Origin of the sequence: Sphingomonas sp. S1-29 (genome assembly GCF_026167545.1) — a bacterium.
Classification (GTDB): domain Bacteria; phylum Pseudomonadota; class Alphaproteobacteria; order Sphingomonadales; family Sphingomonadaceae; genus Sphingomonas.
In genome coordinates this window covers 2,533,760-2,551,161 of sequence record NZ_CP110678.1, presented here as the reverse complement: position 1 = coordinate 2,551,161, position 17,402 = coordinate 2,533,760, and the positions used below count along the sequence as shown (strand labels likewise).

Genomic DNA, 17,402 nt, shown 5'->3' with positions numbered 1-17,402 from the left:
GGCCGCAGTGTGCCGACTGAACAAGCGTCCGCTTTCAGGACGCGGCCAATCGGCGACGAGCGACCGGATATGGGTCGAAACCGCTTCAAATCACGACGCAGCTAATGAGCAGTTGCAGCGCGGATTCGAGCCTAAGGGGCCTGAAAATGCACTGCCTTGAGGCGAAACAGAAAGCCACGCGCTGGCGGAACACGGGAACCGAGTTCTCACGCTAGGTCCGCTAATGAACGGCAGCCCGCCCTCTTGTATGGAAAGGATGCTTTACGTAAATTGTCCTTGTCATTGCAAGGACCGACTCGATGTCCCGCCATTCTGCCTATCGCCGTTACCTGATGCATTTCATCCCGACGATGATCTCCTATGTCGTGCTGGTGTTCCTCGTGCCCGCCGTGATTGAGGCGAGCGGCGCGTCGGGGCCGGTTCTTTGGCTGTTGGCGGCGTTGCCTGCTTTGCCACTGGTCAGCGTGTTCTGGCTAATCTGTCGCCTGCTTGTCGAACTGGACGATGAGTATCTGCGCATGCTGGAGGTGCGCAAGGCGCTGGTCGCTACAGGCTTCTCCATGGCATTCGCCAGTGTTTGGGGCTTTCTAGAAATCTATGCCGGCGCGGCGCACCTGCCGATGTTTTTCGTGCCGATCGCGTGGTTCGCGGGTCTTGGGTTGGGCAGTCTGGTGAACGCCGTGGTCGAGCCGCAGGCGTGAAATCTAGGCTACGCGATTTGCGCGCCGAGCGCGGTTGGAGCCAACAACATCTCGCCGAGGCGCTCGGGGTCTCGCGCCAGAGCATCAACGCGATCGAAACGGGTCGCTACGACCCCTCTTTACCGCTCGCCTTTCGGATCGCCGACCTGTTCGACCTGCCGATCGAGGCGATTTTCCTCAATCCGTCGAAGGAGACTTTCGCATGATCCGTTTCGCGATTTATCTTGCCCTGGCGACCGTCCCGGCCACCAACGCCACCGCCCAGGTCCGCGCCGCCGCGCCGTCGCCGATGGTTCAGCACCAGCACATCTCGATCCGTGATGAGGGCGGGACAGGGCCGGTCGTGATCCTGATACCAGGGCTCGCCTCCCCGCGCGCTGTGTACGATGGGATCGTACCGACGCTAAGGAAAACGCATCATGTGCTGACCGTGGAGGTCAACGGCTTCGGCGGCAGCGATCCGGGTGCGAACCTGAAGCCGGGCCTGCTCGACGGCATCGTCGCCGATATCGCTGCCCATCTTGCCGATCGCGGCATCGACGCACCCGCGATTGCAGGCCATTCAATGGGGGGGCTGGTCGCGATGATGCTCGCCGTGCGCCATCCCGGTCGCGTGGGGCGGGTGATGATCATCGACGCGCTCCCGTTCATCGGGACGTTGTTCGATCCCGCCGCGACTGCTTCTAACGTGGCTCCGCGTGCGGCTCAAATGCGTAACGGAATCGCCGCCAAGCATGGGGCGACACGCGACGCCCCCGCGGTGACGACAGATCCCGGCGGCATCTGGTCTAATACAGCGGCCGGACGCATCCAGGTGGCGAACTGGTCCGAGCGCGCCGACCAACGCGTGGTGGCGCAGGCGATGTACGAGGATCTCACTACCGACTTGCGCGCCGATTTGCCCAAGATCGCGGTGCGGCCCTTTCATGTTCTTTATGCGACGGGCGCGGGGCCGCAGGCGAAGGCAGTTTGGGAGCGCGACTATGCAGGGAGCGGGGCGACTTTGGTACCCGTTGCCGACAGCTGGCATTTCATTATGCTCGACCAGCCTGCGGCGTTCGAGCGCGCGATGGTGCATTTTCTTGCGGCGAGGTGACGAGAACGGCGCCATTGCGCCTTGAAGCAACGAGCCCAAGCCAGTTCGATATCGGTGCCTCGCAACTTCGGCGGACTCGCTGCGGTTTGCGGCGAATATCGGCTGGTCAGCCTGTCGTAAGGAATTGTCGACTAGCAACCAAATCAGACCTGAATGAATGACAGATTTGGAGTAGCGGATTTGATGCCGCGATCGTCCGCTTCTGGGTCAGCTCCGACGCGAAGCCGGCGGCAGCTCTCGACACAGTCGCCCAACGCGGACGAGAAGCGGTGCCCTGCGTGGAAAGCCAATGCAGCCGAGCTACCATGCGGTCGGCTGTTACGAGTAACGGGATCAGGTTTGCCGTCATCGACCATTTTGTCATATGAACGCTGTCATGTTCACCGCGACCAGATTAGACAGGCGCAGCAGCGACGAGTGGGAGCTCATTCGGTCAATCCGGCTCTCACCGATCGCCTCAATCGTCACAGATGCGAGGGCTGACGACAATTCGATCATAGCGGCCAACCGGCAATTCGAGCAGCTTACCAGATATTCGGAAAGTGAACTCGTCGGTCGCAACTGCCGCATTCTTGCCGGGCCGGAAACCCAGCGGGCACATTCGGCGGCGCTTGCCCAAGCCGTCGCCGCAGCCGCCCCGATCGTGCTTGAGGTTCTCAACTATCGCAAGGACGGTAGCAAGTTCCTGAACGCCGTGATGATCGCTCCTGTCTTCGACGACCAAGCTGAACTTGCCTACTTCGTTGGCAGCCAAATGGAGGTGGCTGCCGGTCAGAGTGACCACCTTCGCGCTTCAGCCGCAGCCCGGGTTGATCAGCTGACACGGCAGCAGCAGGCCGTTCTGCGCCAGATGGCAAAAGGCTTGCGCAATCGGCAGATTGGCGAGCACCTGGGCCTAACCGAGAAGACCATCAAGATGCACCGTGGCGCGCTGATCAAGCGCTTGGGCGTATCCAGCACTGCCGAAGCCATGCGGCTGGCGATTGAAGCTGGGCTCTAGTCGGGCGCACAGCCTCTCTGAACCAGATGCGATTCCTGTTGCGCGAGGGTTTCGGCTCGGTATGGACTTTGGTCTATGTTTGTGGGCCGAGGCGCTAGCGCAGGATCAAATCTTGAACACAGTTGACACTAGTAAGCAGCCTCCAGCCGAGACGTTTCAGCTGCTAGTGGACGCTGTGACAGACTACGCGATTTACATGCTGGATCCCCATGGCAGCATCGTAACCTGGAACTCCGGAGCAGAGCGCTTCAAGGGGTATTCGGCGAACGAGATCATTGGTGAGCATTTCTCCAGATTCTTCTCCCATGAGGATCGAGAAGCGGGCGTGCCAGCTCGAGCTCTGTCGACGGCAGCGCGCGAACGCCGTTTCGAAGCCGAAGGCTGGCGAATCAGGAAGGATGGTAGTCGCTTTTGGGCCCATGCCGTTCTGGACGCGATCTACGGCGAGGATGGATCGCTTAAAGGCTTCGCGAAGATCACTCGCGACATCACCGAGCGAAAGGAGCGCGAGCGGGCGCTGCGCGACAGCGAACGGCGATTCCAGCTGCTTGTCGGCTCGGTCGAAGATTACGCCATCTACATGCTGGACCTAGAGGGTCGCGTGACCACTTGGAACGCTGGCGCCCGCCGCTTTAAGGGATACGAGGCCGACGAGATCATCGGTCGGCATTTTTCAACGTTCTTCCTGCCGGACGACCAACGGGGCGGCCTGCCCGCCCGTATCTTGAAGACCGCCGCGGAGCAGAAGCGGTTCGAGATGGAAGGTTGGCGGCTCCGCAAGGATGGGGCGACGTTCCTCGCACATGTGATCGTGGATGCCGTTCATGATGAGGACGGATCGCTGATCGGCTTCGCCAAGATCACTCGAGACATAACCGAAACGCGGCGTCTCGAGCAGGCCACCTATGACATTGCACTTCAACTCAAGATGCTGGTCGAGGGAGTGCGGGACTACGCCATCTACATGCTCGACCGGCATGGCCGGATCGCGAGCTGGAACTCGGGGGCCCAAACCATAAAGGGGTACGAGGAAGGAGAGGTCCTGGGGCAGCATTTCTCCCTCTTCTACACCGAAGAAGATCGCGAGCGGGGAGCTCCGGACATCGCTTTGGAAACGTCCCTGCGGGCTGGGAAGTTCGAAGCTGAAGCTCAGCGGGTTCGGAAGGACGGCTCGCTGTTCTGGGCGCACGTGCTGATCGACCCGATTTACAATGATGCGGGCGAGCATGTGGGCTTTGCCAAGATCACCCGCGACATAAGCGAGAAAAAGCAGGCGGAGCAGGAGCTGCGCCATACGCAAGAAGCTCTTTTGCAGTCCCAGAAGCTGCAGGCGCTGGGCGAGCTTGCCGGTGGCATTGCCCACGACTTCAACAACCTGATGACGGTTATGCGTGGCTCAGCGGATTTTTTGCTGAAGCAGCCGGACCTGCCACTTGAGAAGCGAAACCGCTATTTGAGCGTCATGCTGGAGACGGCTGAGCGTGCAACTAGTCTGACCTCCCAGCTGCTTGCCTTCGCCCGCCGTCAGCCGCTCGAGCCCGAGGTCATTGACCTCAGCGTCCGGCTGGATGCCATGGGAGAAATGCTTCAGCGCACGCTGGGATGCCTCTATGACCTTCAACTCGATCTCACCCCGGCACTATGGCCGGTGGAGATCGACCCGACTGGCCTTGAAGCCGCGTTGCTGAACGCGGTTCTCAATGCCCGCGATGCCATGCCCAAGGGCGGCCGGATTACGATTTCGACCACAAATGCCACGCGAGAGCAGCGTGATGGGGTTATCTTGTCGATCCGAGATACCGGCGAAGGGATTGCGCCTGAAACGCTCAAGCGCGTTTTCGAGCCCTTTTTCACCACGAAGCCGACCGGCAAAGGCACTGGACTCGGTCTCTCGCAGATCCACGGCTACGCAGTGCAATCGGGCGGATCGGCTCGCATCGAGTCTGAAGTAGGCTACGGCACACTGGTGGAGCTATGGCTGCCCCGAACCGAAAAGCAGCGCGAGAACGAGCACGCTCTTGCGCGTGACGCCGTGCTCCCGAAAGGCCTTAGAGTTCTTCTTGTAGAAGACAGCGAACATGTTCGCTACTTCGCGCGCCAGCTGCTTGAGGATCTCGGCTGCAAGGTGGTTGAGGCGTCCGACGGGGAGGAGGCGCTCCGGTTGATCGAAGAACACGAGGTTGACCTTGTGTTCTCCGATATCGTCATGCCCGGTATGAGCGGGCTTGAACTGGCCACTCAGATAAAGGAGTCGCGCAATGACCTCCCTATCCTGCTTGCCAGCGGCTACAGCAGCGAGCAATTCATCCCCATCAACGAGCGCGCGTTTCCGATATTGCGCAAGCCGTATAAGCTCGAGAATTTGGCCGCCGGCATCAACCAGTTGGTCAACGTGTCCCTATTCACCCGACCGGATACGGAGCCATCTTGACGCGACCGGCCCGAATCCTTTTTGAAACAACACCAGCGCTCTGGGTGCGGCACAGCAATTCTTACCATCTTGCCGCCTTGTAGCGAACCGGCAGCAACGTCCCTATTTAAGCTGTTCCGAGCGCCAGTCTAAGCTGGCCGGAGCGTTCGTTTCAATCTGATGAACGAGCTGCCGGTTTCGGGTGCCGCCCTGACGGTGCTGAATGACCGACAGTGGTCATGCCGGCATAGGGGCAACACCCGCATCTGTCAGAAGTCTTTGCGCTCAAGCGTCAACCGCGGATCGTTGCAGAAGCCGCATTCGGGGCCGGTGAAGCGGGCTTCGGCCGCCTTTTTACCTTTCAGCTTCCAGTCAAGCCATGCCGTCACAACCTCTGCGCCGACGCCGCCGTGCGGCTGCATATAGGTGCCGCCGTGGCCGACCGGGATGTTCACCATTGCCGCCGGGATGTTCTCGAGCCGCCGGTAATCATCGGTGCCGTTGGGATAGGCGATGTCGGTCGGGCCGCCGAGGAGGTAGAGGACCGATCCGTGCAGCGTCTTAAGCAGCGCCTTGGCCGATACCACGCCGCTTAACGGGTTGGTACCGTCGGGAAAAAAGCCGCTGTTCATGATGACCGACGTCGTGACCCGCGGGTCCTGCGCGGCGGTCAGCGCCTGCAACCCGCCGCAGCTCCAGCCCGATGCCGCGATCTTGTCGGTCGCGATCCGGCCTGCGAACTGGCTGCCGGCGCGATTGTTCTCGCGCTGTGCCCAGTCGATCGCATCTATGAGCAGGCGCGTTTCGGTTTCGGTCGTCAGCTTCGCACCGGGCCGAGGCGGAGCGGGGGCCGGGGCCGCTGGAGCGGCAGCGCGCGGGATCGTACCCGACGCGATCACGAGATAGCCGCGCGACGCGATCTCGAGCAGATGGTTGCGCGAGCTGGTGCCGTCGGCGCTGCATCCGCCATTGCCGAACACATAGATCGGCAGTCTGTCCGAGCGCGCCGGCGCAAGATCGCTGGGGCGATAGACGACGTGGTTCGGCAGGTCGGCCCGCTCCTCGAAGATCGCGGGATAGGGACCGCTGCCGCGTTCCACTTCCTGGCTCTGGACGACCGACCCGATCGATGCCGCTGCAACGGCCAGCGCAAAACGCCCGATATGCATGCAATAGTCTCCCAACCTTTCGCACATCTTGTATGAGTATTGACGCGGTGGATAGCCGCTTTTACGCTTTGCTTGCTGAACGCCCGAAACGAGGCGGTTATAGGAGAGCAAGACATGGCCGGACCGCTCATAAACCGTCGGCGTGCACTGATCGCATCGATGGTGGCAGGTGCCGGCCTGGCGCTGCCTCCCGCGCGTGCGCAAAGCGTCCAGCCACCGCCGCGCGGCCCTGCGCGGGGCGGCACGACGCCGCACAGCGCGATTGCCAAGACGCGATATGGTCCGGTGCGCGGCTATGTCGCAGGCGACGTGTTCACCTTCAAGGGCATCCCCTATGGCCAGGATACCGGCGGGGAAAATCGCTGGCTGCCCGCCAAGCCGCCAAAGGCCTGGACCGAGCCGTACAACGCGCTCGTCTATGGCGCGAACAGCCCGCAAACGACGCATAATTTCCGCGCGGTCGAGCATACGTTCCTGCAGCAATGGGACGACGGCTTCCAGGGAGAGGACATGCTCAAGCTCAACGTCTGGACGCCATCGCTGAGCGGCAATCGCCCGGTGATGGTGTATTTCCACGGCGGCGGCTTTGCCTTCGGATCATCGTACGAACTGGCCTCGCACGACGGTGCGCAGATGGCACGGCATCACGACGTGGTGCAGGTGTCGATCAACCATCGGCTGAACGTGCTGGGGTTCCTTGACCTGGTCGAGGTGGGTGGTTCGGCCTATGAAGAATCGGTCAATGTCAGCATGACCGATTGCGTCGCGGCGCTCCGCTGGGTGCAGGAGAACATCGCCGCGTTCGGCGGGGATCCCGACAAGGTGATGATCTATGGCCAGTCGGGCGGTGGCTCGAAGGTCACCACGCTGCTCGGCATGCGATCGGGCAAGGGGCTGATCCACCGCGCGGCGGCGCAATCGGGTGGCGGCGGCGCGCTGCCGACGGCGCAGCAGTCGCGCGAATATTCGCGGCGGCTGGTCAAGCATCTCGGCATCGCCGCCAACGACATCGCAGCGCTCCAGAAGATCGCCTGGGTCGATCTCTCGGCCGCAAGCAACATCGTCGCCGGCGAGATCAACGGACCGATGGTGCGCAGCCTGGGCGGGCCGCCGCCAACGCCGCGGGTGGGCTGGGGGCCGACGCTCGACGGCAAGGTCATCGACGTCCGGTCGTTCGCCGATGTGGCGCCCGAGGTATCCCGCGATGTGCCGATGCTGATCGGCAATACCAGCGAGGAAGGCATGCGCTGGGGCTCGAACCCCAACGAAGCCGAGTGGCGCAAGGACCTGACCGATCAGCTCGGCGCGGCGAAGGGCGACGCGCTGATCGACTCGATGAAGAAAGCGCATCCCGAAAAGGCGGTCCGCACGCTGTCCTACGGGGTACAGAGCATCGCCTATCGCAACCGGGTGCAGGACATGGTGCGCCTCAAGCACGTGCAGGGCGGGGCACCGGTCTACCAATATCTGTTCCAGTGGCAGTCTCCGCAGCTCGATGGACTGGCGGGTGCCTGGCATACCGCCGACCTCGCCTTTTGCTTCGACAACACCGCGCGCTGCGAACAGGGCACGGGCAATACGCCCGAGGCGCAGCGGCTGGCGCGGACGATGGCCGGCGCCTGGGCGACCTTCGCGAGGACGGGCAATCCCAGCCAGCCGGGGCTAGACTGGAGCCCGAGCGACCCAATGCGTTGCCAGACGATGGTGTTCGACGACCAATGCCGCATGGTCGACGATCCCGAGGGCGAATCGCGTCGGATATTGTTGCGCGCTTGACGACCAGCCCATGTTTTTTCCGGAGACCGCGATGCTTGCTCGACGGTCGGTTCCGGAAAGCGCTAATGCGGACGTGACCGTCCGCATATGGGTCGTTGGGGCCAGGATCCTGTCAGTTGCAAGCGCCCTCCTTGCATAGACCCGGCTTGTAAAAAACTTCATGGTATCACGGTTAAAATCGGCGGATTCAGAGCGGCATCGCGGAATGCAACTTAAGAACGGTGTTCCAGTTTCGCGCGGTACCGATGCCGTTCAGCTTGAGCTTCGCTACAGCTGGCCATAGTTTCGAGCGCCCTTGGCCATTTGGAAAATCGATGTACATTTCCCGCCCCCGCACCTCGATCCTTTCAGAGCCGTGATAGATGGCGGCTAGTCTCTGCGGCACATCTACAGGGGCGGTGACCCGGCCAAACGCTACGACAAGTTGGTCGGGCCGCGTATCTCCGACATCAGGGAACGGATTTCCGGTCGCCACGTCGGCTATGTCGTCATCACTGCGAACTAAGAAGTTCGTCCTCAGCTGAATTCGCGCCGCCGCTTCTCGCTCTAGCAAATCTTCGATCGCAGAGGCGTCCAGCCCATCGACTTCGAACACGGCGTTTCCTGAAGCAAGCAGCGTGCGGACACTGCTGAGCCCGATATCAGTCAGAAACTGTCTAAGCTGCGTCATGGGGAGGGCAGTATCACCACCTATGTTCACACCTCGCAGTAACGCTGCCCATATCGACATCGCCCCCTCCCTTTCGAAACAAGATAAGGTCTGTCAATTCGGCCGCCACATCAAGGGAAGGCCCGTGGTCGCTTCGCACCAAAAACAAGCCGTCTGCTCGGCTGGATCGCGTTCGCCGGAAGCAATCGTGCGATCGACATAAACGAAGGTCTCCTGCCGGGTACGCGAGAACCGCGCTAAACGTCCGGCATTCGGCGCTTCTGCAGCTACATTTGCTACCGGCAGGCAGAGTAAGGTCGGTGATTCTGTACCAAATGCCGCACGCTCGCGCTATTCGGGTGCGACGCCGTCGGCGCTGACCAGTTCGGCGCCGACGACTGTGCCGACCAGCCTTACCCGCTTCTCGACCAGGTCCACGGGCGTACGCTGCAATTCAAGCTGATAACGTCCGCCCGCGTCGCGGCGCAGGTAGAAGCCGCAGCCATCGCGTAACAAGGTACCAGTCTCGTCAATTCGGGTCCCAACTTTCACTGCGAGCGTTCCGATCCCGATACCCTGGTGACAAGCGGATCAGCTATCACGTTCTTGGCGCTTGCGCTCGGCTTTCCGGGCGCGGCTGACTGCAGCGGCACGCTCGCGCGCCCGCTTCTCCGATGGCTTTTCATAATGGCGGCGCAGTTTCATTTCGCGATAAACACCCTCGCGCTGCAACTTCTTTTTCAGTGCACGCAAAGCTTGATCAACATTGTTGTCGCGTACGGTAATCAACATGCGCGGTTGCCCTCAGCTGTGTCGGTGATCTCGACTGCGGTCGTTATCGGTGGGCGGGTCGGTTGCCAAGAGAAGGCAACATGTAGCCTCACGTATTCCGAGAGGTAGTTAAGCAGGGCGATTGCATCGCCCCGCCAGCAGCCGCTGGCTTTCGCGCGCTCTCACGCCTTTGCGAAAAAGCAACGAATCCGCTTGCGGCGCTCGGCGTGCGCCACCGTTGGCAAGCAGGCGTCCAACCTACGTACAACCCCGCCCTGATAAGATGCGAGATCGGCCGCGCAGGTGCTCCTTGTTGGACCGCCGCTATCTCGGCCACGCACACCCCGTCTTCGGCAGCGTAAGCCTGCTGGATCACAATAACGCCCCCGCACGGATCGATACCTGATCACCGGTGCAACCCGGGCTGGGGTGGCCTGGGCGGGCCAGGGGAAGCAGCGTTCAGTGGCATCGCCCCAAGCGCCCAGCAGCACCGGAAAATTTCTCACCAGCAGCTCGACGCGAGGCGACATCCCCAGCCGTCAAACACCGTCATGTCATCTATAGAATGGAGGAAAATATGATTGAAGATTTGGATCTTACCGAGATCGATCCGCTAAAATGGGCGGAGGTGAGGCGACGGGCAAAGGCTGTGAGGGACTATCTAGCTCTCGAAAATCAAACCGCTGCCGAGCGGGAACGGTTCGCTGCGATGCTTGACCTCGGTCCGCTTCAGTTTTCGAACCTGGTAAAGGCTTGGCTGGTCCATCGGGATGCGACCGCCCTGGCCCCGGGAATGCGTCGTGCAAATCCTAGCCGAAGCAGACGCGAGGGAGTCGATCCCCGGGCTCGCGAAATTGCGCGGGAAGTGATCGTCGAGCTCGGGGCTACCGCGCCCCTTTCTGATTTGGTTGCTAAAACCGAAGACCGCTGCGAGCGGTCTGGCGTGCAAGCGCCGTCCCGCAGCACGATTTGGCTACTCGCCGTCGAGACACGAGGCATCGATGGAAGTGCAGAGCCCGACGGCATTGTAGTTGCGCGGGTTTATCTGCGCCTCCCCGTCGATATGGGCCGGGGTATCGCCTTTCCCGAGGTGATTGTTGCGGCGGAAACCCCGACTGGGAGAATCATCGAATTGCTCATGACTCGACCGGCAGGAGACTTCGATGCGCGACGAATCGCCGAGGCGATCGAACACGAACGTCCCTTCGGCGCGCTACCAATTATGGCTGGAGAATCGGATGCAAAGGCCCTCACGCGCTATCTGCCACCTGATAGGACGGTCTGCCGGGTGTCGACCAACGAAGCAGCGCGGGCGCTTTCCAATGCACTGGGAAAGCGAATTGGGCTGCTGGTCGTTAGCTACCGTCCGCCGACTGTTCGACCAACGACCGTGATGCGCTCAGGACTCGATCGTCCTCCCAACCTGCAGGATGCCGAACTCGTACTGCGAATGGCGCGCGATCGACACAATGCCGAACTGCAAATGGCAGCCTAAGCGGCGGCGATCATTTCCAGCATCCGGATCAGCTTGCCCGGCGGAGCGGCATCGCCCTCAATTGCAAGCTTCAGCAGCAGCCCTGCGTTGTGTTCAGTGACCGCCACCTCCATCCGAGCAAAGGCGTCGGTCACGTTCAGCTCCCCCCCCTTTGTCATTTTCATGGCCGATGGGGCGGCACCGGTTCGGGACGGCAACATTCGGATTGAACCAAGTTTAAGGCCCGTGTGACGACGAATATATCCGCCCTGCTTATCTTCGGCAGTCAGCTGCGGAGCCGCCCCACCTATCTCGCCCTTGATCCGCGACGACATTGAAGCAATTGCGGGTGCGTCGACCCCTGGTACAATTTGCGATCGCTCCATAGTCTCTGACCAGATTGTCTTGGCACGCAGTGCGGCAAGGATACGACTTAGGGAATTTTGGGCTGCAGCTTGATATCCCGCCCTACTCTCTTCGGCGAGCCCGATGGCATGCCCAAGAATGAGCCCCGTTCCGTCATCGATTGCGAGAAATGCGACATGCGGGCGTCCATCGTCACGCAGCAGCGAAGTGGCAGACAGGTCAAACAGGACTTGGGTGCCTGCCAGTTTGGTGTTGCGACGACGGCGTTGTTCCCGCTCAATAAACGCTCGAAGGGTATTTGCTGACGGTACGTCCTTTGCGGGCAAATTCGAAGCCGCGCCAAGCTTTTTGGCCAGTGTGGCAATCGAGTTGCCCTGATTAGATTGCGCTTCGACTACCTGTTTCACGACTGCCATGAGCGCCTGGTTTACATGGGGTTTCAAACTCGACCTTGGCTTGGTGGCAGACACATACGCGCCGAGACTTTCGAGCGACCGGTTAGCTGACCAAGCCCTCGCCATTTGATAGAAACGCCCAAGCTTCACACCAGCTTCCATCGCTGCCTGCTTGGCCGATAATTCGCTTCCTTCAGCGCGATAACGGTCAAGCGCAGTTATTCGCTGAAGCGCTTTCGCCCGCCTCGGCTCAGGCAGGCCAGCCCAGGTCTTCAACTCGTTAAGCGAAAGTGCGCGACCTAGAGCCTTTGCCAGGCGTGGATCGGCGTCGAGTAATAGCTCGGAAGCAGGGTTGTCGCCGGTAGCCTCCGTTTGGTTATCCCCGATCGTCTTTGCCAACGCTATCTCCACTGTCACCGCCGCGACCGGTAGCGCGCGCGAACAGGCCATGCAAACAAAGTTTATAAAAGAGTGCTTGACCCGAATCGGTCGAATGATCATATCCAGCATCGCTGCTGTATAAACCTTATTTGAATGGACCACTGGTGCTCAAAAATTCTCTCATATTCCCGTGGCGTAGCGCCTCGGATGAAAGGCGCGCTCGGAATTGGCGCCGAAGCGATTGGCGACTGCGCGCTCGCCTAAGGGATCGCCGTATTTCTCCATGCCCCCCCGAACTCGGCAAGGACTGAAACAATGAGAATCAAACACGAGGACAAACAGGTCGTTAAGCGTGCCAAGCCGGCTATCCGGATCGAGCCGCGCCACGCCGACCGACGCATTCCCAACTACTATAATGCCACCGAACCAGCGTCCCGCGGGCGACTGCGTCGCCCCGCGCACCGCTGGCCCGGCATGGAAGAGGCCAGCCGCCTTGCAAAGATTGTGGTCCTTGAACACGGCGGCCACGCCAATCCTGTGATCAAACGCGGCCAGAAACATCTGCGCTCCCGCATGGGGTCGCGTAAGACCGGCAGGCAACAAGTAGTGGAGGGCCGTGGCCACCGCGACCTCACCATGTGGAACGAAGTCAATCCTAAGTGCCTCGACTACGAGGCTCACCCCTTCCACATCCAAGGCCGGATAGAGGATAGTCTCTTCGACTATTTCCCCGACCACATCCGATTGATGCGTGACGGCACGATAGAACTGATCGAGGTGAAGCGGACACCCGCCGATCTGGATGACCCCGCCTACCGCGAAAAACTCGGTGCCGTTGCAGAGATCGCACGCCGCGCCGGCTGGAATTTTCGCATTCTCTACCATGCAGACATCATCGGACCCCGCTGGCGTATGCAAAATGTCGAGGGCGTCTATGCACGCCGCTTCATGTTGGTGTCTCGACGGGAACAAGACGTCATCACCTCGTTCGTACTACGCGGGGAGGACGCAACATGGGCCGACATCCGTGGCCGCATAGCGCCACACGATCATCGTCGCGCTAACGCGGTGATCGAGAACGCAATCGCGCTCGGACGGATCGACGTGGATTTCGACCAGCGCTTCACTGCCGCTACCATCCTGACACCGCTCGAACCCATGTCTCATAACGATCAGATTCGGATCTGATCGTTGTCCAGCCGAACCATCAGCTTGGTCGCCCCCCGCCCGCCGACGTAGGCCCGGCGGTGCCACCGCATCACTCGAACTGACCAATACGAACCTAACGGGTTCAGCCGTGGACACATGTCCGCCGGCATGGACTCCTGCGCCCCGGAGACAACGCATGACCAGCCTGCCAACTCACCCGCCAACCAATGATAGCCCCCACGCGCTGGATCTCGGTATCGTCTGGCTCGGTAGATACCAGCTTGAGCCTCCGATTTACCGCCCGGCCCTCGAACGGGCCCTGTCAGTGATGAAGGAACGCATCGAGCAGGCGCAATGCGCGCGCCGCAGACACAATGGGGATGATCGCGACACCATTGGTGACGCTGTCAGTTTCGGTGACACATCACCGAGCGATAACGGTCAGGCTGCGCCATGAACTACCGGACCATCTGCTTGGTCGCACCACGCCCCCCGACACCGGCGTGCCAGCGCCCGCGAATACCGCAAGACTAACTGAGCATATCACCCATCAGGGTCTTCGGTCGCGGGCGCTTGTCCACGGGCGCGGACTTCTGCGCCTAGGAGGCAGTACATGAAAGAACTTCCAATCAAGCTCGAACCTGGCGATATTGTCGTTATCGATGGTATCGAACACGTATTCGAACGTATCGACCCGGACGGCCTCGTGACCCTGCGCACCCTGCGCAAGAATGTCGAGTTCGAGGTCACCGACCCGGGAACAGGGCGTGGGCGCAAGCCCCACGCCAACGACATAGCCCGCCTGATGGCGAGCGGGAGCTTCTTCAAGCGCGCAAAGGATCTCGAAGAAGGCCCCCGCCGCGCCGCGCGCATGCGCGAACTCGACGCAAAGACCGCCCATGCCGTCGATCCCAGTTCGGAATTCCGCACCATTTTCAACCGCGCCTACGACGTCAACCGAGGTGGGCTTTCTGACCGCGCACTCCGCCAGCTGAACGAGAAGCTGCTGAGCGATCCCGTGATCGCCGCACTGCCCGGTGCCCGAGTCTATGCGGGCTCGACACTGCGCGAATGGATTCACAAGCGCGGCTTTCCAGGCGACCGCCGAGCACGCGACGGCGTGGCCATGACCGGTTACCGCCGTGGCCGCCGCGTACACCACCCCAAAGAAATACTGACTCACCACCTTGCGGCCGCGACCGGTCGGAAAACCACCTCGCGCCCCGGTGCAAAGGCTCGGGCATGGAAAGGCTGGCAGGATTACAAAGGTGAAATCAACCGCATCAATCGCGGCGTTCCAACGGGCCGGGAGGGGGCGGATTACCCGCAGCCCCCCGTCCCCTATAAGAATGTGAGCTACACCACTTTCTGGCGCATGTGCCGGGATCTCGAATCGTCGGCAACGCTGGAAGCGCAGCACGGCCACCAAGCTGTTTATCAGCGCTACGGCGGCGGCGGACGGACCGATCGGCACACCAGGATCGGCGCATTCGGCCAGATGGACGATACCCCGATACCGGGCGTCTTTCTCGTCGACGATGAACTTGGCATTCCGTTGGGGCAGCCTACCTTCACCGTTGTCTACGAAAACGTCAGCAAAACGCTTATTGGCTGGGGGCTGTGCTGGGATGAGGCTTCAAGCGCGACCGCTTTGGAGGCCTACGCCCACGCAAACACGCCAAAGGCGGTCCCTGAGGACATCGACTCGCTGCATCCCGAACTGAAGTGGATTTGCACAAAATTGTCGGGAGTTTTGCTCGATAATTTGTCGGGCCACCATTCTCGACACTTCGAAGATTCGATGATGGATGCGGGCACCGATGTCCATTTTTCGGGTGCTCAGATGCCGCGGGACAAAGCCGAGGTGGAGCGCGTGATCGGAACGATCCTCGATCTCGCATTCAAGGATCTGCCCGCTGCGACGTACGATATAGCCCGCGCACGGGAGTTCGGCTTCGATCCCACGAAAATGGTTATGGTGCCGATCCGTAAGGCTCGCGAGCTGTTGCTGCGCGCCATCTGCGTCTACCACCTCACACCGCATAAAGGATTGGACGGGCGTTCACCCGCGTTGGTTTTCAGCCAGCAGGCGGCCAAGTACGGCATCTCCGTCATCGATGATCTTGACGAGTTCCGTCGCTCTATCGGCAACGTCGAATACGATGCTCAGCTTCGTAACAGCGGCGTCGTCGTGAAAGGCCTGCGCTACTCCGACGCCAAGCTCACCCGCGCCCTCATCGACGATCTGACGAGCCTGCAGCCACCGTCAGCATCGACCACCAAGCAAATCACGCTGACCGTGAAGGTAAAGTATTCGCAGTCGGACATGGGACGTATCCATGTGTGGAACGCGCGTACCAAACGTTACGTCACCCTGCCGGCGGTCAGAGCAGACTATGCCGATGATCTGCCGCTGTGGGCTCACAAGCGCATCGTAAATATTGCCAAGATGGACATGCGGGATTTCACCGGGGAAACCGAGGAAACAGACGGCGATCGCTTGATCGAAATACGCAAACGGCTGTTCGAAGAGGCGCGCAATATCACGCCGGAATCGAGTGAGCACGATCGCGCCACTTTGGCCAAGCTGAAGGATAGCCCGCTTTTCAAACGGATAATGGGCGACATCATCGAGGTGGTCGACGAGGACGTTTCAACTCTGGTCCATCCCCATTCCGCAGACGCGCCGAACTATCAGCTCCCTGACGGTCTGGGTGCCGAGCATCGCTCTGATGCGACCACGCCCACGCCGCGCGCGGGTAACGGCAAAAAGGCAGCGTCGGTACCAGTCGTAAGATCCACGACGGCAGCATCGAACAAGCCCGTGCCCAATCGCCGCAGTCCGCGCGCTTCCACCAAGGAGCACGACCCGCGCGACACCGGACGTCGCAAGACGTCCGCCAAGCCCGCCGACACCAAGTCGGCTCCCACCTCCAATCTGAAATGGGGACATTCGTATGACTGACAATTCCAAAAAACTGGTGCCAAACGCCGCCCCAGTTATCAAAGACCCTGATACGTCGGCGCGGCGCGGTGTTCGCAGCGCTCCCGAACCGGTTCGCGATCGCCGCGACGCTGGTAGAGTGATACCAGATCCCGCAACGCTCCGCCCCGGTTCGCTCGCCCATCGCTCTGCCTTGGTTGGCGCAGCCGTCGCCGGCGTACGCCGTATACGCCTGCCCGAACCCCGTCAGCTCGGCATTCACGCCGAGTTTGACGAGATCCGTATCACAGGGCTGCACATGCAAGGTATGCCCATGCTTGGCATGACTCTCTTCGAGGTCACCGGCGCCGGAAAGACCACGACGGCAGAAGAATACGCCAAGCGCGTAAATGCCGACGCCGAAGATGGCATCGTGCCAGTGCTCCATATCCGGCTCGACAACTCGGGGACGGCGCGCTCGCTTTACGTCGAAATGCTCGCCAAGCTCGGAGACGGATTTGCCCTGAATGGCACTGAGCACAGTCTGCGTCGCCGGACGCTCGAAGCCCTGCGCGATTCTGGAACGCAGCTGGTGATCATCGACGAGAGCAACCACGGCGGCAAAAAGTCGGGATTTGGCGGCGAGATCACCTCGTCGGTCAAACTGCTGCTTGATGGCGGCGTTGTGCCAGTCGCGCTTCTCGGCACCGAAGAGGCAGTGCCGATCTTCTCGAAGGACATGGAACTCAGCGGTCGCCTCACGGCACCGTGTCATCTCGGCCGACTGGAATGGCATGACCCGTATGACCAGGAAATCTGGCGCGGCTTCCTCGCCAATCTCGACCAGCGCTTAGTCGATGACGGCATCCTCGCGAAGACGATTGGACTCGACGACGAGGGGCTGGATCGGGCCCTGAACGAGGCATGTAACGGCATTATCGGCCAGCTGATGGGCACGATCCGCACTGCGGTTCGCAATACCGTACGCGACAGCCGGGATGCGGTCACGCTGCAGGACCTCATTACTGCTGTCGATAGCTGGAACGTTGATCACAAGTTCATCAGCTATAATCCGCTGAGGGACCTTTAAGATGTCGCGGCGGGCCCTCCGTGAAGCCGACCTCTCCCCCGGAGCATCGCTC

16 protein-coding genes are annotated in these 17,402 nt (G+C 60.9%); 11 read left to right on the top strand and 5 right to left on the bottom strand.

What is annotated here, in order from left to right; genetic code table 11:
* Window positions 1-332: 332 nt before the first annotated feature.
* From OKW76_RS12155 to OKW76_RS12135, 5 genes are all read left to right on the top strand, one after another.
* A complete protein-coding gene (locus OKW76_RS12155) occupies window positions 333-701 on the top strand; it encodes a hypothetical protein (protein ID WP_265549141.1) in 369 nt (122 codons plus the stop codon).
* Window positions 698-907 carry a helix-turn-helix transcriptional regulator gene (locus tag OKW76_RS12150; protein ID WP_265549140.1) on the top strand — a complete coding sequence of 70 codons (210 nt, stop codon included), beginning with the start codon at window positions 698-700 and terminating at the stop codon, window positions 905-907. The genes OKW76_RS12155 and OKW76_RS12150 overlap by 4 nt, the downstream gene beginning before the upstream one ends.
* Window positions 904-1,797 (top strand): alpha/beta fold hydrolase, encoded by an 894-nt coding sequence (locus OKW76_RS12145; protein ID WP_265549139.1) that lies wholly within the window; start codon window positions 904-906, stop codon window positions 1,795-1,797. The genes OKW76_RS12150 and OKW76_RS12145 overlap by 4 nt, the downstream gene beginning before the upstream one ends.
* A 364-nt stretch (window positions 1,798-2,161) precedes the next feature.
* On the top strand, window positions 2,162-2,797 hold the full coding sequence (locus tag OKW76_RS12140; RefSeq protein ID WP_265549138.1) for a LuxR C-terminal-related transcriptional regulator: 636 nt from the start codon (window positions 2,162-2,164) through the stop codon (window positions 2,795-2,797).
* Between the two features lie 112 nt (window positions 2,798-2,909).
* Window positions 2,910-5,228 (top strand): PAS domain S-box protein, encoded by a 2,319-nt coding sequence (locus OKW76_RS12135; RefSeq protein WP_265549137.1) that lies wholly within the window; start codon window positions 2,910-2,912, stop codon window positions 5,226-5,228.
* 248 nt (window positions 5,229-5,476) lie between these two features.
* Here OKW76_RS12135 and OKW76_RS12130 read toward each other — a convergent pair whose 3' ends face one another.
* Window positions 5,477-6,376: a hypothetical protein gene (locus OKW76_RS12130; RefSeq protein ID WP_265549136.1), complete on the bottom strand. Its 900-nt coding sequence runs from the start codon at window positions 6,374-6,376 to the stop codon at window positions 5,477-5,479.
* A 114-nt stretch (window positions 6,377-6,490) separates the two neighbouring features.
* Between OKW76_RS12130 and OKW76_RS12125 the strand changes: the two genes are divergently transcribed.
* Window positions 6,491-8,152 carry a carboxylesterase/lipase family protein gene (locus OKW76_RS12125; protein WP_265549135.1) on the top strand — a complete coding sequence of 554 codons (1,662 nt, stop codon included), beginning with the start codon at window positions 6,491-6,493 and terminating at the stop codon, window positions 8,150-8,152.
* Between the two features lie 187 nt (window positions 8,153-8,339).
* On the opposite strand, the gene OKW76_RS12120 is transcribed toward OKW76_RS12125, so the two are convergent.
* The 3 genes from OKW76_RS12120 to rpsU form a co-directional block, all read right to left on the bottom strand.
* A complete protein-coding gene (locus tag OKW76_RS12120) occupies window positions 8,340-8,882 on the bottom strand; it encodes a DUF1697 domain-containing protein (RefSeq protein ID WP_265549134.1) in 543 nt (180 codons plus the stop codon).
* A gap of 270 nt (window positions 8,883-9,152) precedes the next feature.
* Complete coding sequence (locus OKW76_RS12115) at window positions 9,153-9,317, bottom strand: DUF5818 domain-containing protein (RefSeq protein WP_416221812.1); 165 nt, start codon at window positions 9,315-9,317, stop codon at window positions 9,153-9,155.
* 75 nt (window positions 9,318-9,392) lie between these two features.
* Window positions 9,393-9,593 carry a 30S ribosomal protein S21 gene (gene rpsU / locus OKW76_RS12110; protein ID WP_265549132.1) on the bottom strand — a complete coding sequence of 67 codons (201 nt, stop codon included), beginning with the start codon at window positions 9,591-9,593 and terminating at the stop codon, window positions 9,393-9,395.
* A 556-nt stretch (window positions 9,594-10,149) separates the two neighbouring features.
* Between rpsU and OKW76_RS12105 the strand changes: the two genes are divergently transcribed.
* The gene (locus OKW76_RS12105) at window positions 10,150-11,067 is read left to right on the top strand and encodes a hypothetical protein (protein WP_265549131.1); all 918 of its coding nucleotides are present in this window, start codon (window positions 10,150-10,152) and stop codon (window positions 11,065-11,067) included.
* Here the strand turns inward: OKW76_RS12105 and OKW76_RS12100 are convergent.
* Window positions 11,064-12,317: a hypothetical protein gene (locus OKW76_RS12100; RefSeq protein ID WP_265549130.1), complete on the bottom strand. Its 1,254-nt coding sequence runs from the start codon at window positions 12,315-12,317 to the stop codon at window positions 11,064-11,066. The genes OKW76_RS12105 and OKW76_RS12100 overlap by 4 nt on opposite strands.
* 186 nt (window positions 12,318-12,503) lie before the next feature.
* Here OKW76_RS12100 and OKW76_RS12095 point away from each other — a divergent pair, with 186 nt between their 5' ends.
* The 4 genes from OKW76_RS12095 (at window position 12,504) to OKW76_RS12080 (ending at window position 17,350) form a co-directional block, all read left to right on the top strand.
* Entirely contained in the window at window positions 12,504-13,376 is an 873-nt protein-coding gene (locus OKW76_RS12095; protein WP_265549129.1) for a hypothetical protein, read from the top strand.
* A gap of 157 nt (window positions 13,377-13,533) precedes the next feature.
* Window positions 13,534-13,794, top strand: coding sequence for a hypothetical protein (locus tag OKW76_RS12090; protein ID WP_265549128.1), 261 nt, complete (start codon window positions 13,534-13,536; stop codon window positions 13,792-13,794).
* A gap of 156 nt (window positions 13,795-13,950) precedes the next feature.
* Complete coding sequence (locus OKW76_RS12085; protein ID WP_265549127.1) at window positions 13,951-16,302, top strand: hypothetical protein; 2,352 nt, start codon at window positions 13,951-13,953, stop codon at window positions 16,300-16,302.
* A complete protein-coding gene (locus OKW76_RS12080; protein WP_265549126.1) occupies window positions 16,295-17,350 on the top strand; it encodes a TniB family NTP-binding protein in 1,056 nt (351 codons plus the stop codon). Before OKW76_RS12085 ends, OKW76_RS12080 begins: the two co-directional genes overlap by 8 nt.
* Window positions 17,351-17,402 lie beyond the last annotated feature (52 nt).

Bases quoted from the DNA above. Each gene is read 5' to 3' on its own strand.
- OKW76_RS12105 (WP_265549131.1), top strand. From the start codon at position 10,150: ATGATTGAAGATTTGGATCTTACCGAGATCGATCCGCTAAAATGGGCG.
- OKW76_RS12090 (WP_265549128.1), top strand. From the start codon at position 13,534: ATGACCAGCCTGCCAACTCACCCGCCAACCAATGATAGCCCCCACGCG.
- OKW76_RS12155 (WP_265549141.1), top strand. From the start codon at position 333: ATGCATTTCATCCCGACGATGATCTCCTATGTCGTGCTGGTGTTCCTC.
- OKW76_RS12100 (WP_265549130.1), bottom strand. From the start codon at position 12,317: ATGCTGGATATGATCATTCGACCGATTCGGGTCAAGCACTCTTTTATA.
- OKW76_RS12130 (WP_265549136.1), bottom strand. From the start codon at position 6,376: ATGCATATCGGGCGTTTTGCGCTGGCCGTTGCAGCGGCATCGATCGGG.
- OKW76_RS12120 (WP_265549134.1), bottom strand. From the start codon at position 8,882: ATGTCGATATGGGCAGCGTTACTGCGAGGTGTGAACATAGGTGGTGAT.
- OKW76_RS12080 (WP_265549126.1), top strand. From the start codon at position 16,295: ATGACTGACAATTCCAAAAAACTGGTGCCAAACGCCGCCCCAGTTATC.
- OKW76_RS12145 (WP_265549139.1), top strand. From the start codon at position 904: ATGATCCGTTTCGCGATTTATCTTGCCCTGGCGACCGTCCCGGCCACC.
- rpsU (WP_265549132.1), bottom strand. From the start codon at position 9,593: ATGTTGATTACCGTACGCGACAACAATGTTGATCAAGCTTTGCGTGCA.
- OKW76_RS12125 (WP_265549135.1), top strand. From the start codon at position 6,491: ATGGCCGGACCGCTCATAAACCGTCGGCGTGCACTGATCGCATCGATG.
- OKW76_RS12095 (WP_265549129.1), top strand. From the start codon at position 12,504: ATGAGAATCAAACACGAGGACAAACAGGTCGTTAAGCGTGCCAAGCCG.
- OKW76_RS12085 (WP_265549127.1), top strand. From the start codon at position 13,951: ATGAAAGAACTTCCAATCAAGCTCGAACCTGGCGATATTGTCGTTATC.
- OKW76_RS12140 (WP_265549138.1), top strand. From the start codon at position 2,162: ATGAACGCTGTCATGTTCACCGCGACCAGATTAGACAGGCGCAGCAGC.